This window comes from Delftia sp. PX-1, from assembly GCF_055797465.1.
The window spans coordinates 566432-581148 of record NZ_CP184763.1 but is presented as its reverse complement, the minus strand read 5'-3'; the positions used below and the strand labels follow the sequence as shown (position 1 = coordinate 581148).

At 69.3% G+C, this 14717-nt stretch carries 14 protein-coding genes; 4 read left to right on the top strand and 10 right to left on the bottom strand.

Going from position 1 to position 14717, the window contains the following annotated elements; all coding sequences use genetic code 11:
* Positions 1-22 precede the first annotated feature (22 nt).
* On the bottom strand, positions 23-841 hold the full coding sequence (locus ACN20X_RS02690; protein ID WP_016449271.1) for an IclR family transcriptional regulator: 819 nt from the start codon (positions 839-841) through the stop codon (positions 23-25).
* Between the two features lie 149 nt (positions 842-990).
* On the opposite strand from ACN20X_RS02690, the gene ACN20X_RS02685 reads away from it, so the two are divergent.
* The 4 genes from ACN20X_RS02685 to ACN20X_RS02670 all read left to right on the top strand — a co-directional run bounded on the left by ACN20X_RS02685 (position 991) and on the right by ACN20X_RS02670 (position 5156).
* Positions 991-1956, top strand: coding sequence for an MBL fold metallo-hydrolase (locus ACN20X_RS02685; RefSeq protein WP_016449270.1), 966 nt, complete (start codon positions 991-993; stop codon positions 1954-1956).
* A 134-nt stretch (positions 1957-2090) separates the two neighbouring features.
* Entirely contained in the window at positions 2091-3782 is a 1692-nt protein-coding gene (locus ACN20X_RS02680; protein ID WP_313283858.1) for an FAD-dependent oxidoreductase, read from the top strand.
* Between the two features lie 31 nt (positions 3783-3813).
* Positions 3814-4080 (top strand): DUF2783 domain-containing protein, encoded by a 267-nt coding sequence (locus ACN20X_RS02675; protein ID WP_013800326.1) that lies wholly within the window; start codon positions 3814-3816, stop codon positions 4078-4080.
* A gap of 104 nt (positions 4081-4184) precedes the next feature.
* On the top strand, positions 4185-5156 hold the full coding sequence (locus ACN20X_RS02670; RefSeq protein WP_126313026.1) for a Bug family tripartite tricarboxylate transporter substrate binding protein: 972 nt from the start codon (positions 4185-4187) through the stop codon (positions 5154-5156).
* A 69-nt stretch (positions 5157-5225) separates the two neighbouring features.
* Here the strand turns inward: ACN20X_RS02670 and ACN20X_RS02665 are convergent, their stop codons facing one another.
* The 9 genes from ACN20X_RS02665 to ACN20X_RS02625 all read right to left on the bottom strand — a co-directional run bounded on the left by ACN20X_RS02665 (position 5226) and on the right by ACN20X_RS02625 (position 14578).
* On the bottom strand, positions 5226-5975 hold the full coding sequence (locus ACN20X_RS02665) for an ABC transporter ATP-binding protein (RefSeq protein WP_047219451.1): 750 nt from the start codon (positions 5973-5975) through the stop codon (positions 5226-5228).
* Entirely contained in the window at positions 5972-7864 is a 1893-nt protein-coding gene (locus ACN20X_RS02660; RefSeq protein ID WP_473210264.1) for a branched-chain amino acid ABC transporter ATP-binding protein/permease, read from the bottom strand. Before ACN20X_RS02660 ends, ACN20X_RS02665 begins: the two co-directional genes overlap by 4 nt.
* On the bottom strand, positions 7861-8889 hold the full coding sequence (locus ACN20X_RS02655) for a branched-chain amino acid ABC transporter permease (protein WP_012202505.1): 1029 nt from the start codon (positions 8887-8889) through the stop codon (positions 7861-7863). The genes ACN20X_RS02660 and ACN20X_RS02655 overlap by 4 nt, the downstream gene beginning before the upstream one ends.
* An 83-nt stretch (positions 8890-8972) precedes the next feature.
* Positions 8973-10124: an ABC transporter substrate-binding protein gene (locus ACN20X_RS02650; RefSeq protein WP_016454722.1), complete on the bottom strand. Its 1152-nt coding sequence runs from the start codon at positions 10122-10124 to the stop codon at positions 8973-8975.
* Between the two features lie 36 nt (positions 10125-10160).
* Positions 10161-10820, bottom strand: a complete 660-nt coding sequence (locus ACN20X_RS02645; protein WP_133073984.1) for a TetR/AcrR family transcriptional regulator — start codon at positions 10818-10820, stop codon at positions 10161-10163.
* 17 nt (positions 10821-10837) lie between these two features.
* Positions 10838-12142: a phenylacetate--CoA ligase PaaK gene (gene paaK, locus ACN20X_RS02640; RefSeq protein ID WP_392459300.1), complete on the bottom strand. Its 1305-nt coding sequence runs from the start codon at positions 12140-12142 to the stop codon at positions 10838-10840.
* Between the two features lie 12 nt (positions 12143-12154).
* Positions 12155-12622: a hydroxyphenylacetyl-CoA thioesterase PaaI gene (gene paaI / locus ACN20X_RS02635; RefSeq protein ID WP_043792457.1), complete on the bottom strand. Its 468-nt coding sequence runs from the start codon at positions 12620-12622 to the stop codon at positions 12155-12157.
* Positions 12623-12632: 10 nt separating this feature from the next.
* Positions 12633-13415 (bottom strand): enoyl-CoA hydratase-related protein, encoded by a 783-nt coding sequence (locus tag ACN20X_RS02630; protein WP_046987044.1) that lies wholly within the window; start codon positions 13413-13415, stop codon positions 12633-12635.
* Between the two features lie 167 nt (positions 13416-13582).
* A complete protein-coding gene (locus ACN20X_RS02625; protein ID WP_016450384.1) occupies positions 13583-14578 on the bottom strand; it encodes a tripartite tricarboxylate transporter substrate-binding protein in 996 nt (331 codons plus the stop codon).
* Positions 14579-14717: the final 139 nt, after the last annotated feature.

Here is a 14717-nt window from a genome sequence, read left to right as displayed (position 1 = left end):
AACCCCACCGGGGGCTGCGCGCTCAGGCCTGGGCCGGCGCTCCCAGGCGCTGGGACAGGCTGCGCGCCTGGGCCTGCAGCAGCCGGGCCGGCCGGCCCTGGGGATCCAGGTCCAGCGTGGCCGAGGGGCCGATGGCGGCAATGGCCAGCACCAACTGGCCAAAGCCGTCGAACACCGGCACGGCCAGCGCGCTCACGCCTGACAGCAGCTGGTTCTCGACCCGGCTCAGGCGGCTGGCGCGGATGGCGGCCAACTCCTTTGCAAAGGCGGGCTCTTCCAGGCTGTGGCCTTCCGCGTCCAGCAGGGGCGCAATGCGCCCGGGCTCGCCAAAGGCCGCAAAGATCTTGCCCGTGGCCGTGTGGCGCAGCGATGCGGGCGTGCCGTGGCGCATGGCCACATAGACATGGGTGGGCCCCTCTTCCACGCGGATGATGGTCGGCCCCTGGCCGCTCCACATGGCAATCGACACCGTGCTGCCCACCTCCTGCGCCAGCGCGGGCAGCTCGGCGATCGCCAGGCGCACGGGATCGGCCTGCTGCAGGCTGATCAGCCCCATCTGTATGGCCAGCGGCCCCAGGCCGTAGTGGCCGCTGGCGCGGTCCTGCTCCATCAGGCCCAGTTTGCAAAAGCTCACCAGGTAGGGGTGGGCCTTGGCCGCCGTCATCTCGGCCTCGCGCGCCAGATCCTTGAGCGCCATGCGCCGGCCCGTGCGTGCCAGCGCCTTGAGCAACTGGCCGCCGACTTCCACGCTCTGGATGCCGCGCGGGCCGCGCGCGGGCTCGTCATCGCTGCTGTCAGGAAGGAAGACGGGGCTGTTCGGGGAAGAGGCGGCATCGGACATGGCAGGCATTGTGAAGGCTGGAACCCGGAGTTTGCGGCTCCGAGGGTTTTTCACTATGCCAAACGAATTGTTCAATGTTGAATTTTTCCCTAGCATTCAGGCATTCGATAAAAACAAATGCGTTTGTCCATTTCAAAAGCAGGATGCCCATGACCACCAAGACCTTTGCCTCCGCCGCCGACCTCGAAATCAAGCAGGTCAGCTTCGACAAGCTCTCCGAGCACGCCTACGCCTACACGGCCGAGGGCGACCCCAACACCGGCATCATCATTGGCGACGACGCCGTGATGGTGATCGACACCCAGGCCACGCCCGTCATGGCGCAGGACGTGATCCGCCGCATCCGCGAGATCACCGACAAGCCCATCAAGTACGTCACGCTGTCGCACTACCACGCGGTGCGCGTGCTGGGCGCCTCGGCCTTCTTCGCGGAAGGTGCCGAGCACATCATTGCCAGCCAGGACACCTTTGACCTCATCGTGGAGCGCGGCGAGCAGGACAAGGCCAGCGAGATCGGCCGCTTCCCGCGCCTGTTCCAGAACGTGGAAAGCGTGCCCGACGGCATGACCTGGCCCACCCTGACCTTCACCGGCAAGATGACGCTGTGGCTGGGCAAGCTGGAAGTGCAGATCCTGCAGCTGGGCCGCGGCCACACCAAGGGCGACACCGTGGTCTGGCTGCCCCAGGACAAGGTGCTGTTCAGCGGCGACCTGGTGGAGTTCGGCGCCACGCCCTATGCGGGCGATGCCTACTTCCAGGACTGGCCGCACACGCTGGACGCCATCGCCGCCCTGCAGCCCGAAAAGCTGGTGCCAGGCCGGGGCGCCGCGCTGCAGACGCCGGCCGAGGTGCAGGCCGGCCTGGCCGGCACGCGCGACTTCATCAGCGACCTGTGGACCGAGGTCAAGGCCGGCGCCGACGCCCAGCAGGACCTGCGCAAGGTCTACGAGGCCGCCTTCGCCAAGCTGCAGCCCAAGTACGGCCAGTGGGTGATCTTCAACCACTGCATGCCCTTCGATGTGACCCGCGCCTACGACGAGGCCTCGGGCCATGCCGACCCGCGCATCTGGACCGCCGAGCGCGACCGCCAGATGTGGGAAGCGCTCGAAGGCTGAACCACGGCGGCGTGCCGGTCCTGAGCACCGGCACGCCTGCCCATCGCACCCGCCCGCGCACCGGCATTCCCTGATGCCGACGGGGATGGCTGCGCCTTTTCTCTCTCATACGCCCACGACAGAGGACGAACCCCATGTCCCACCCCGCCATCTCCCTGCAAGCGCTGCGCGGCAGCGGCGCAGACATACAGGCCATCCACATCCCCTACGAGCGCCATGCCGACCAGGACGCCGGTGCGGACACGCCCGCCCGGCATCCCGTGGTCATCGTCGGCGCCGGCCCCGTAGGCCTGTCGCTGGCCATCGACCTGGCCCAGCGCGGCCAGCGCGTGGTGCTGCTGGACAACGACTGCCGGCTGTCCACGGGCTCGCGCGCCATCTGCTTTTCCAAGCGCACGCTGGAGATCTGGGACCGCCTGGGCGTGGGCCAGGCGATGGTGGACAAGGGCGTGTCCTGGAACCTGGGCAAGGTCTTCTTCAAGGACCAGCCGCTGTACCGCTTCGACCTGCTGCCCGAGGACGGCCACGAGCGCCCGGCCTTCATCAACCTGCAGCAGTACTACGCCGAGGCCTACCTGGTCGAGCGCGCCCTGCAGCTGCCGCTGATCGACCTGCGCTGGCACAGCAAGGTCACGGCACTCGAACCGCAGGCCGAGGGCGCCCTGCTGACCGTGGAGACGCCCGACGGCAGCTACCGCATCGATGCGCAATGGGTCCTGGCCTGCGACGGCTCGCGCTCGCCGCTGCGCGGCCTGCTGGGCCAGGAAAGCCATGGCCGCATCTTCCGCGACCGCTTCCTGATCGCCGACGTGAAGATGCATGCCGAATTCCCCACCGAGCGCTGGTTCTGGTTCGACCCGCCCTTCCACCCGGGCCAGAGCGTGCTGCTGCACCGCCAGCCCGACGATGTCTGGCGCATCGACTTCCAGCTGGGCTGGGACGCCGATCCCGAGGAAGAGAAAAAGCCCGAGAACATCATTCCCCGCATCCGCGCCCTGCTGGGCAAGGACGCGCCCTTCGAGCTGGAATGGGCCAGCGTCTACACCTTCGCCTGCCTGCGCATGGACCGCTTCGTCCATGGCCGCGTGGTCTTTGCGGGCGACAGCGCCCACGGCGTCTCGCCGTTTGGCGCACGCGGCGCCAACAGCGGCGTGCAGGATGCCGAGAACCTGGCCTGGAAGCTGGACCGCGTGCTGCGCGGCCAGGCCGATGCATCGCTGATCGCCACCTATGGCGCCGAGCGCGAATACGCGGCCGACGAGAACATCCGCAACTCCACGCGCGCCACCGACTTCATCACGCCCAAGAGCGAGATCAGCCGCCTGTTCCGCGACGCCGTGCTCGACCTGGCACGCGACCATGAATTCGCGCGCCGCATCGTCAACAGCGGGCGGCTGTCCGTGCCGGCCACGCTGCATGGCTCGGCGCTCAACACGCCCGACACCGACACCTTCGACGGCACCCAATTGCCCGGCGCCGTGCTGGCCGATGCGCCCATGCGCCGGCCCGGCGCAGATGGCACGGCCTGGCTGCTGCGCGCACTGGGACCGGACTTCACGCTGCTGCACTTCGGCCCCACGCCCGCCTGGGCCCAGGCGCTGCCCGGCGTGCTCAGCCTGTCCATCGCGGCCGAGGGCGAGGCCCATGCGCCAGACGCCGACCTCATCGATGCGCGCGGCCTGGCGGCCAGACGCCTGGATGCACGCCCGGGCACCAGCTACCTGCTGCGGCCTGACCAGCATGTCTGCGCGCGCTGGCGCCGCCCCGACGAAGCCAGCGTGCGCGCCGCGCTGCAAAGAGCCTGCGGCGCCGCCGCCACGGCCTGAACCTCTTACGCCCCATTCACAGGAGACCGCCATGCTGCTGTCCACCCACCCCAACCTGCAGGCCTGCGACGATTTCTACGAAGCCCTGATCGCCACCCACCAGGGGCTCGATACCGCGCAAAGCCATGCCCTCAATGCCCGCCTCGTGCTGCTGCTGGCCAACCACATCGGCCACCAGGGCACCTTGCTGCATGCGCTCGAACTGGCCCGCGCCAGCGCAGGACTTGCCCCTGCCGGCGCGGACCCGGCCGAGCGCGGCGCCGTGACGCCGGTCGCCCCGGTGCACGCGGCCGCCTGAAGCCGCGCGCCGCCGCCCGTACGGCGGCCTGCCATCCCCACAAAGGCGCCCGCCTCACACCTTGGACATCTCACAAGGGCGCCGCATACAACATGGAGACAAGGATGCAACGCAAGCAGTTTCTGGCCGCACTGGCCTGCTCGGGCCTGGCCCTGGCCGCAGGGCCTGCCGCCCTGGCACAGGACAAGCCCCTGGAATGGGTCGTGGGCTATGCGGCCGGCGGCGGCTCGGACGTGGTCGCCCGCGTCATCGCCGAAGCCATGGGCCGCAACATGGAGCGGGTCATCGTCATCAACAACAAGCCCGGCGCGGGCACCAACATCGCGGCCGAGTACAGCGCCCGCTCGCGCGACCACGGCAACCTCATGTTCACGGCCGACTTCGCCACGCTGGCGGCCAACCCCTTCCTGTTCAGCAAGCTCAACTACAACGCCGAGCGCGACTTCAAGCCCGTGGGCATGCTGGTGCGCTTTCCCATGCTGCTGGTGGTCAACAACGAGGTGCCCGCCACCAACCTCGCCGAATTCCTGGCCTGGGCCAAACAGCAAAAGACCGGCGTGAGCTGGGGCTCGGCCGGACTGGGCAGCCCCCACCATCTGGTGGGCGAGCTGTTCCGGGAGCAGGCGGGCCTCACCAACATGACCCATGTGCCCTACCGAGGAGCGGCCCCTGCCGTGCAGGACGTGGTCGGCGGCCAGATCCCTGCCATGTGGGCCGACAGCGCCACCATCATTCCCTTCCTGAGCGAGAAAAAGCTCAAGGCCATCGGCGTGGCCAGCCCCGCCCGCGTGGACGTGCTGCCCCAGATCGCCACGCTGCAGGAGCAGGGTCTGAAAGGTTTCGAGGGCTATGCCTGGCAGGGCATCGTCGTGCCCACGGGCAGCTCGGCCGAGGTGGTCAAGAAGTTCAGCCAGTCGCTGCAGCAGGCCCTGGCCGACACCCGCACCAAGGCACGCCTGGCCGCCATGGGCGTGGAGCCCATGCCCGGCAGCGCCGAGCAGATGGGCCAGTTCGTGCGCGCCGAGCGCGGCAAGTGGGGTCGGGTGATCGCGGCCAACAACATCAAGCTGGACTGAGCGCCACGCTGCAGACGCAAAAAGGCTGCCGGTCCGGCAGCCTTTTTCGTTGTGGCTGGGGGTTGCGTCTCAGGCCACCGCCGCCGCCTCCGCACTGCGCCCCATCCCCAGATAGGTATCGATGATGCGCCGGTCGTGCAGCAGCTCCCTGGCCGCGCCGCTGAGGGCCACGGCGCCCATCTCCAGCACGTAGGCACGGTCGGCCACCTTGAGGGCGGCGCGCGCGTTCTGCTCGACCAGCAGCACCGAGACGCCGTGGTCGCGCAGGCCGGCCACGACCTGCAGCACCTCGCGCACGATCAGCGGCGCCAGGCCCAGCGAGGGCTCGTCCAGCAGCAGCAGGCGCGGGCGCGCCATCAGCGCGCGGCCGATGGCCAGCATCTGGCGCTCGCCGCCCGACAGGGTGGAGGCCATCTGCGGGCGCCGCTCCCTCAGGCGCGGGAAGATGGCAAAGACCTCGTCCATGCGCTGCGTCTGGTCGCGCAGGCCCCGGCGCCAGCGCGAGAAGCCGCCCAGCAGCAGGTTGTCCTCCACCGACATCTCGCCGAACAGCTCGCGCTTTTCGGGCACCAGGGCCACGCCGTTGGCCACCATGACCTCGACGCCGGGGCGTGCGATGCGCTTGCCGTCCAGATGGATCTCGCCGCGCGAGGGCAGCAGGCCCATGGCGGCCGACAGCAGCGTGGTCTTGCCCGCGCCGTTGGGGCCGATGACGGTGACGATCTCGCCACTGCGCACATCCAGATCCACCTGGTGCACGGCCTCCACGGGACCGTAGGACACGCTCAGGCCCTTGAGCTGCAAAAGGGTGTCGCTCATGCCGTCTCTCCGGTTGCCTCGTCGTCGTCGCCGCCGCCCAGGTAGGCATCCAGCACGCGCTGGTTGACCTGGATCTGGGCCGGCGTGCCTTCGGCGATCACGGTGCCGAACTCCAGCACCGTGATGCGGTCCGCAAGATTCATGACGAACTCCATGTCGTGCTCCACGACGAGAATGCCCAGCCCCTCGGCGCGCAGCTGGCGCAGCAGGTCGGCCAGGGCCTGTTTTTCCAGGTGGCGCAGGCCGGCTGCCGGCTCGTCCAGCAGCAGGGCCGCAGGCTGTCCGGCCAGGGCGCGTGCGATCTCCACGATGCGCTGCTGGCCCAGGGCCAGCGAGGCGGCCGGCACATCGGCGAAGGCGCCCAGGCCGCAGCGCTCGATCTGGCGGTGCGCCTCGGCCAGTACCGAGGCCTCCTCGGCCCGGTCCAGGCGCAGCATGGAGGCCAGCCAGCCCCGGTGCGCACGCCGGTGCGCACCCACGGCCACGTTCTCCAGCACGCTGCGCTGGCCCAGCAGGCGCACATGCTGGAAGGTGCGGCCCAGGCCCAGGGCGGCGAAGCGGCGCGAGGGCGCATCGTTCATGGCCTGGTCCATGAAGCGCACCTGGCCCTCGGTGGGCGAGTCCACGCCCGAGATCATGTTGAAGAAGGTGCTCTTGCCCGCGCCGTTGGGGCCGATCAGCGCATGCACCTCGCCGGCCTTGAGCGTCATGGCCACATCGTTGTTGGCCACCAGGCCGCCGAAGCGCTTGGTCACATGCTCGGCCGCCAGCAGCACCTGGCCCGCCGCGGGCAGCGCGCGCTGCGCCAGCGGCGCAGCGTCCGCCAGCTTCAGATCAGACACGGGTCGGCGCACCCAGCGCGCCGTGAGCGCCTGCAGCGTGGGCCACAGGCCTTCTGCAAAGCGCTGCAGCACCAGCACCATCAGCAGGCCGAAGACGATGACCTCGAAGTTGCCGCTGGTGCCCAGCAGGGCCGGCAATATGTCCTGCAGCTTTTGCTTGATCAGCGTGATCAGCGTGGCGCCCAGCACCGCGCCCCACAGGTGGCCGGCGCCGCCGACCACGGCCATGAACAGGTACTCGATGCCCACGTTCAGGTTGAAGGGCGCCGGGCTCACGAAGCGCTGCATGTGGGCGTAGAGCCAGCCCGACAGCGTGGCCAGCAGGGCCGCCAGCACGAAGAGCTTGACGCGGTAGTGCGCCGTGTCGATGCCCATGGACTCGGCCATGACGCGGCCGCCGCGCAGCGCGCGGATGGCCCGGCCCTCGCGCGAGTCCAGCAGGTTGTGCAGCAGCCACAGCGCCACCAGCAGCACGGCCCAGATCACCACGCCCATGGCGCGCGGCGAGGCCAGCGAGACGCCACCGATCACCAGCGGCGCAATGCCCGTGATGCCGGTCTGCCCGCCCAGGAATTCCATGTTGCCGAACAGGTAGTACAGGCTCAGCCCCCAGGCGATGGTGCACAGCGGCAGGTAGTGGCCCTGCAGCTTGACCGTGACCGCGCCCAGCAGCCAGGCCACGACGAAGGTGATGAGCAGGCCCAGCGCCAGGCCCACCCAGGGCAGGCCCGCCGCGCCCACCAGCCCGCCCAGCGCCGCCACCGAGGCCGGCGCCGTGCAGACCCAGGCCGTGGCATAGGCGCCGATGCCCACGAAGGCCGCCTGGCCGAACGAGGTCATGCCGCCCACGCCGGTCAGCATCACCAGGCCTGCCGCCACCATGGCGAACAGGCCGATGTAGCTGAGGATGACGACGGTGAAATCGGGCAGGAAGCCCCAGGACGCGGCCAGCAGCGCAATGGCGGCCACCGTGAGCACGCGCGTGCTGATGCCGCCCGAGGCGGCCTTGGCAGGCGCTGCGGCCTGCGAGGAAACGGGGGCGCTCATTCTTCTTCCTCCACATGGTGGCTATTGCGCGATCGCCACCACAGCACCGGGATGATCAGCGTGAACACCAGCACCTCCTTGTAGGCACTGGCCCAGAACGACGAGAAGGCCTCCAGCAGCCCGACCAGCAGCGCGCCGGCCAGGGCCAGCGGGTAGCTGGCCAGCCCGCCCACAATGGCGGCCACGAAACCCTTGAGGCCGATCAGAAAGCCGGTGTCGTAGTACACCGTGGTCAGCGGCGCGATCAGCAGGCCCGAGATGGCGCCGATCAGCGCGGCCAGCGCAAAGCTCACGTCGCCGGCCATGGCCGTGGGAATGCCCATGAGGCGTGCGCCCACGCGGTTGATGGCCGTGGCGCGCAGCGCCTTGCCGATCATGGAGCGCTCGAAGAACACGAACAGCAGGGCCACCAGCACCAGGGTCACGCCCACCACCACCAGGGACTGGCCCGAGATCGTGATGTCGCCCAGGCGCAGCTGCGCCTCGGAAAACGCGGGGGTGCGCGAGCCTTCGGCACCGAAGAACAGCAGCCCCAGGCCGACCAGCACGCCGTGCATGGCCACCGAGACGATGAGCAGCATCAGCACCGAGGCATGGGCCAGCGGCCGGTAGGCCAGGCGGTACAGCAGCGGCCCCATGGGCGTGATCAGCACCAGGGTGGCCAGCGCCTGCAGCATCAGCGAGGACGGGCGCAGCCCCCAGGCCAGGGCCACGGCAATGGCCGGCAGCGCCAGGCACCACAGGAAGGTGGCGGGCCAGCTCACCTGGCTGCCCGCGCGCCAGCGCAGCAGGTCCACCACCAGCACGGCGGCGGCCAGGGCCAGCAGCAGCCACAGCGTGGTGGGCACGCGTCCGGCCTGCATCATGGCCAGGGTGAGCGCGCCGAAGGCGACGAACTCCCCCTGCGGGATGAAGATGATGCGGGTGACCGAGAACACCAGCACCAGGGCCAGCGCCATCAGGCCGTAGACGGCGCCGTTGACGATGCCGTCCTGCCCCAGCAGCAGGGCGATTTGCAGATCCATGATCGACTTTCGAGCAGACGCGGCCAAGCGCCACAGCGGCCGCCACCAGGCGCGGCAGCCGCTGCGGCCTCAGACCTGCAGGTTCAGGGCTGGTACTTCCAGGTACCGTTCTCGATCTTGACCATGACGGCCGCGCGCTGGTCCAGGCCCAGGTGGTCGGTGGGCGTCATGTTGAAGATGCCGTGGGCGCCGGCCACGTCCTTGGTCTGCTCCAGCGCATCGCGCAGCGCGGCGCGGAACTCGGCCGTGCCGGGCTGGGCCTTCTTGAGCGCGGCGGGAATCGCCGCTTCGAGCACGCGGCCCGCATCCCAGGAATGCGCGCCAAAGGTCGAAGCCGTGCCCTTGCCGTTGGCGGCCTCGTAGGCCTCCACATAGGAGACGGCGGACTTCTTGACCGGATTGCTGTCGGGCAGCTGGTGGGCCACCAGCACGGGGCCGGCGGGCAGCAGCGTGCCTTCCACATCCTTGCCGCCCACGCGCAGGAAGTCGGCATTGGCCACGCCGTGGGTCTGGTAGATCTTGCCCTGGTAGCCGCGCTCCTTGAGCGACTTCTGCGGCAGTGCGGCCGGCGTGCCCGAGCCGGCGATCAGCACCGCATCGGGCTTGGCCGCCATGAGCTTGAGCGTCTGGCCCGTGACCGAGGTGTCGCTGCGCGAATAGGCCTCGGTGGCGGTGAGCTTGAGGCCCTTGGCCTCGGCCACCTTGCGGAATTCCTGCAGCCAGCTTTCTCCATAGGCGTCGTTGAAGCCGATGTAGCCCACGGTCTTGATGCCGGCCTTGGCCATGTGCTCGCCGATGGCGGCGGCCATCATGGCGTCGTGCTGGGGCGTCTTGAAGACCCAGAACTTCTTGGCATCCACGGGCTCGACGATCTTGGCCGAGGCCGCCAGCGTGATCATGGGCGTCTTGGCCTCGGAGACCACGTCCACCATGGCCAGCGAGTTGGGCGTGATGCTGGAGCCCAGGATCACGTCGACCTTGCTCTCGCTGATCAGCTTGCGCGTGTTGGCCACGGCCGCCGTGGTGTCGGAGGCGTCGTCCAGGATGATGTAGTTGACCTTCTGGCCCGCCACCGTGCGCGGCATCAGCGCCACCGTGTTCTTTTCGGGAATGCCCAGCGACGCGGCCGGCCCGGTGGCCGAGACCACCACGCCCACGTTGATGTCGGCCAGGGCCGAGCCCCAGACCGTGGCCAGGGTTGCGGCCAGCAGGCCCAGTTTTGTCATGCGCTTCATGTCTGTCTCCTTTGTGTTGGATGGGGCGCGGTGCCGTCAGGCGCCACAATTTACCGTGGTAACTATTTTTTTGCCAGCGGTTTGATGCACGGGTTTGCCTGGGGTCTGCACGGCAGGCAAGCCTCCGAGGAACAGGTCGGCCACCACAGGGGCCATGGCCTCGTGGTCCAGCGTTCCGTCGGGCCGCAGCCAGGTGAACATCCAGTTCATCATCCCGAACAGCAGCATGGCCAGCGCCTTGGACAGGCCCGCGCCGTCGGCGGCCGGCCGCAGCTGGGCCACCGCCTGGGCAAAGGCCTCGACCACGGCGCGCTCCTTGCCCACCACGCGCTGGCGGTCCTCGTCCTGCAGGAAGCGCACGTCCTCGGTCAGCACGCGGTGGGCATGCCGGGCATGGGCGTACTCCTGCACGAAGCGCTCGATCAGCATGCGCAGCCGTGGCTCGGGCGGCAGGCCCATGGCCTGCACCTCGTCCACCAGGGCCTGCAGCCGCGTCATGTGGCCGTCGGTGATGTCCACCAGCAGCGCGTACTTGTCGCGGAAGTAGTGGTAGATGGTGGGCTTGGACAGGCCGCAGGCCTGGGCCACCTCGTTCATCGAAGTGCCGGGGTAGCCGCTGCGCGCGAACAGCGCGGCGGCATGGCCCAGGATCAGTTCGCGCTGGTCGTCGTATCCGGAAGATCGGCCTCGGGCCATGGGACTCCTGTGCGTGCTCAGCGGCTGCGGTGGTCGATCACGCGGCGGGCCTTGCCCACCAGGGTGCGCTCTATGGAATCGGGCCGCAGCACCTCGACCTCGGCGCTCACGCCGACCAGGGTCTTGATGCGCTGCTGCACCCACAGGGCCAGCGCCTCGGTGTCGCCCTGCGTGCCCGGCTGCATCTCGCAGCGCACGGCCAGCCGGTCCAGGTTGCCCTCGCGCGTGACCACCAGCTGGTACTGGCCCGACAGCTGGGCGTTCTGCAGCACGATCTCCTCGATCTGCGTGGGAAACAGGTTCACGCCGCGGATGATGAGCATGTCGTCGCTGCGCCCCACGATCTTGCCCATGCGCCGGAAGCTGCGCGAGGTCGGCGCCAGCAGCCGCGTCAGGTCCCGCGTGCGGTAGCGAATGATGGGCATGGCTTCCTTGGACAGCGACGTGAAGACCAGCTCGCCCTCGCTGCCGTCGGGCAGCACCTCGCCCGTGTCGGGGTCGATGATCTCGGGATAGAAATGGTCTTCCCAGATCACCGGCCCGTCCTTGCTCTCCACGCATTCGCTGGCCACGCCCGGGCCCATGACTTCGGACAGGCCGTAGATGTCAACGGCATCCAGCCCCGCCTTGCCCTCGATCTCGCGGCGCATGGCCTCGGTCCAGGGCTCGGCGCCGAAGATGCCGATCTTGAGCGAGCTCTCGCGCGGGTCCATCCCCTGGCGCTGCATCTCCTCCACGATCACCTGCATGTAGCTGGGCGTGACCATGATGATGTCGGGCCGGAAGTCCTGGATCAGCTGCACCTGCTTTTCGGTCTGCCCGCCCGACATGGGCACCACGGTGCAGCCCGCGCGCTCGGCACCGTAGTGCGCGCCCAGGCCGCCCGTGAACAGGCCGTAGCCGTAGGCCACATGCACCATGTCGCCGGGCCGCCCGCCCGCCGCGCGGATGGAGCGCGCCACCAGGTTCGCCCAGTTGTCGATGTCATTCAACGTGTAGCCCACCACCGTGGGCTTGCCCGTGGTGCCCGAGGAGGCATGCACGCGCGCCACCTTCTGGCGCGGCACGGCGAACATGCCGAACGGATAGTTCTCGCGCAGGTCCTTCTTGGTGGTGAAGGGAAAGCGGGCCAGATCGGACAGCGTGCGCAGGTCGGACGGATGAACGCCCTTCTCATCGAAGGCGCGGCGGTAATGCGGCACATGGTCGTAGGCATGCTGCAGCGACCAGCGCAGGCGCAGCAGCTGCAGCGAGGCGATCTCGTCGCGGCTGGCGGTTTCGATGGGTTCGAGTTCGCCGGGGGCGGGGCGCTGGACAGGCATGGCTGGGCCCTTTCATACGGGCTGGTTCAGGCCGGGCACGGTGGGCCGGCCCTTGAAGCTGTGCGAGCGGCCACGGAACAGCGCGATCACTTCCTGGCGCTGGTTGGTGACCTGCACGTCATAGACGCCGGTGCGGCCTGCGCGCGAGACTTCGCGGGCCTGGGCCGTGAGCACGTCGCCGGGCCGGCCGGGCGCGACGAAGTCCACGCTCAGGCCCGAGGCCACCGTCATCTCGTTGCGCGCATTGCAGGCATAGGCAAAGGCCGTGTCGGCCAGCGCCGTGATGAAGCCGCCGTGGCAGATGTCGAAGCCATTGAGCATGTCGTCGCGCACGGCCATCTCCATGCGCGCCGCGCCGGGGGCGATGTCCGTGATGCGCAGGCCCAGGCCTTGCGCGGCGCGGTCGCGCGCCAGCATGCCGTCGCGCACCTGCTCGGCCAGTCGCTGGGCGGCCTCGCCCGGGGTGTGGTTGTCTTGCATGGCGGGCTCCTCAGCGGTCCGAGAACACGGCAGCCCGCTTGCCCAGAAAGGCGGCCACGCCCTCCTGGTAGTCGTGGGCTGCGCCCAGCTGGCCCTGCTGGCGCGCCTCGCGCGTGAGCGCATGTTCGTAGTCCAGCAGCTGGGCCGAGTCCATGGCCTCCCGCGTGCGCGCCAGGGCCCGCACCGGCATGGCGGCCAGGCGCTGCGCCAGGGTCTGGGCCTCGCTGCGCAAATCGGCATCTTCCACGCAGCGCCAGATCAGGCCGATGCGTTCGGCCTCGGCCGCAGGCAGCTTGTCGCCCAGCAGGGCCAGCCCCAGGGCGCGCGCACGGCCCACCAGGCGCGGCAGCAGCCAGGTGCCGCCGCAGTCGGGCACCAGGCCGATCTTGGCAAAGGCCTGGATGAAGCTGGCCGAGCGTGCGGCCAGCACCAGGTCGCAGGCCAGCGCGATATTGGCGCCCGCGCCGGCAGCCACGCCGTTGACGGCGGCCACCACGGGCACGGGCATGGACTTGAGACGCAGGCACAGCGGCTGGTAGCGGCGCTCGATCAGGTCGCCCAGGTTCTGGTCGGGCGCGGCCTCGGGGTCGGACAGATCCTGGCCCGCGCAAAAGCCGCGCCCCGCGCCCGTGAGCACCACGCAGCGCACCGAGGCATCGCCGGCGGCCTGCTCCAGGGCCGAAAGCAGCTGCTCGTGCAGCTGCGCGTTGAAGCTGTTGAGCGCGTCGGGGCGGTTCAGCACCAGGGTGCGGACGGCGTCTTGCTGCTCAACCAGAACCAGCGATGGGGGCATGGAAGTCTCCGTGGCCTGTCTGCCGTCTTTATGCGGCAGATCAAACATAATTTACCGAATGGTCGGTAAATGTTAGTCGCCAGACCCTTTCCACCACAAGCGCCCAGGCACCGAGGAAACCCTAGGCCCCATGAAAAAAGGCCCTCACGGGCCGATTTGTCGAAGGTTCAGGGCTTGAAACCCGAGCGCTGCACCACCGGCGTCCACTGGGCGCGGTAGGCCTTGAGCATCTCGGCCGTCTGCGCGCTGCTGCTGGAGACCGGGGTCAGCCGGCTGGCCTCGAATTTCTGGCGCGTGTCGGGCTCCTTCATGATCTCCTGCACCATGCGCGACAGGCGCTCGGCAATGTCGGGCGCCATGCTCTGGGGCGCGAACAAGGTGTTCCAGCCCATGCCCGACAGGTTCAGGCCCGATTCCTTGAGCGTGGGGATGTCCGGCGCCATCGTGCTGCGGCGCTCGCCCGACACGGCCAGCACGCGGATCTTGCCGGCCTCGTGCTGGGGCAGCAGCACGTCGAAGGTGTCGATGGCCAGCGGCACCTGGCCGCCCACCAGGTCGGTCAGCAGCGGGGCCGAGCCCTTGTAGCCCACGGTTTCGGTCCGGACCTTGGCGGCCTCGCCCAGCATCAGCGAGAAGAAGTGCGGCAGGCTGCCCGTGGCCGGCACGCCCACGTTGGCCTGCTGCGGATTGGCACGCAGCCAGGCCAGCAGGTGCGACAGCTGCCTGACGGGCACGGCACTGGCCACGGCCACGCCGAATTCGTAGCGATTGACCTCGCTGACCGGGCGGAAGTCCTTGTCGGGGTCGTAGCCCGAGTCGGGGAACACCAGGGGCGCCACCAGCATCACGGCCGGGTTGGCCAGCAGCAGCGCGGGCTGGGAGGCCGGCGCGTTCTTCACATACTGGGCCGACAGGCGGCCGCCCGCGCCGGGCTTGTTCTCCACCACCACGGGCGAGCCCACGCGCGCCTGCAGCTTGTCGGCCACGATGCGCGCCACGCGGTCGGTGGCGCCACCGGGCGGGTAGCCCACGACGATGCGCAGCGGCGCCTTGCCCGGAAACAGCGGCTCGGCCGCCGTGGCACTTCCAGCCAGCCCGCTGGCAGCCCAAACGGCCGAGGCCGGTGCCAGGGCCAGGATCTGGGTCAGGGTTCTTCGCTGCATCGCAAACTCTCTCCTTGCATGGACGGATTCCCGTGCGGAACGCACGCCGCACAATGTAGCGGCCTCAAAAAGCCCGTTGCCGCCGATATTGACCAGGGTTAACCCGGGGCAAGACGCCCTGCGTCGCTCGGGCATCGCG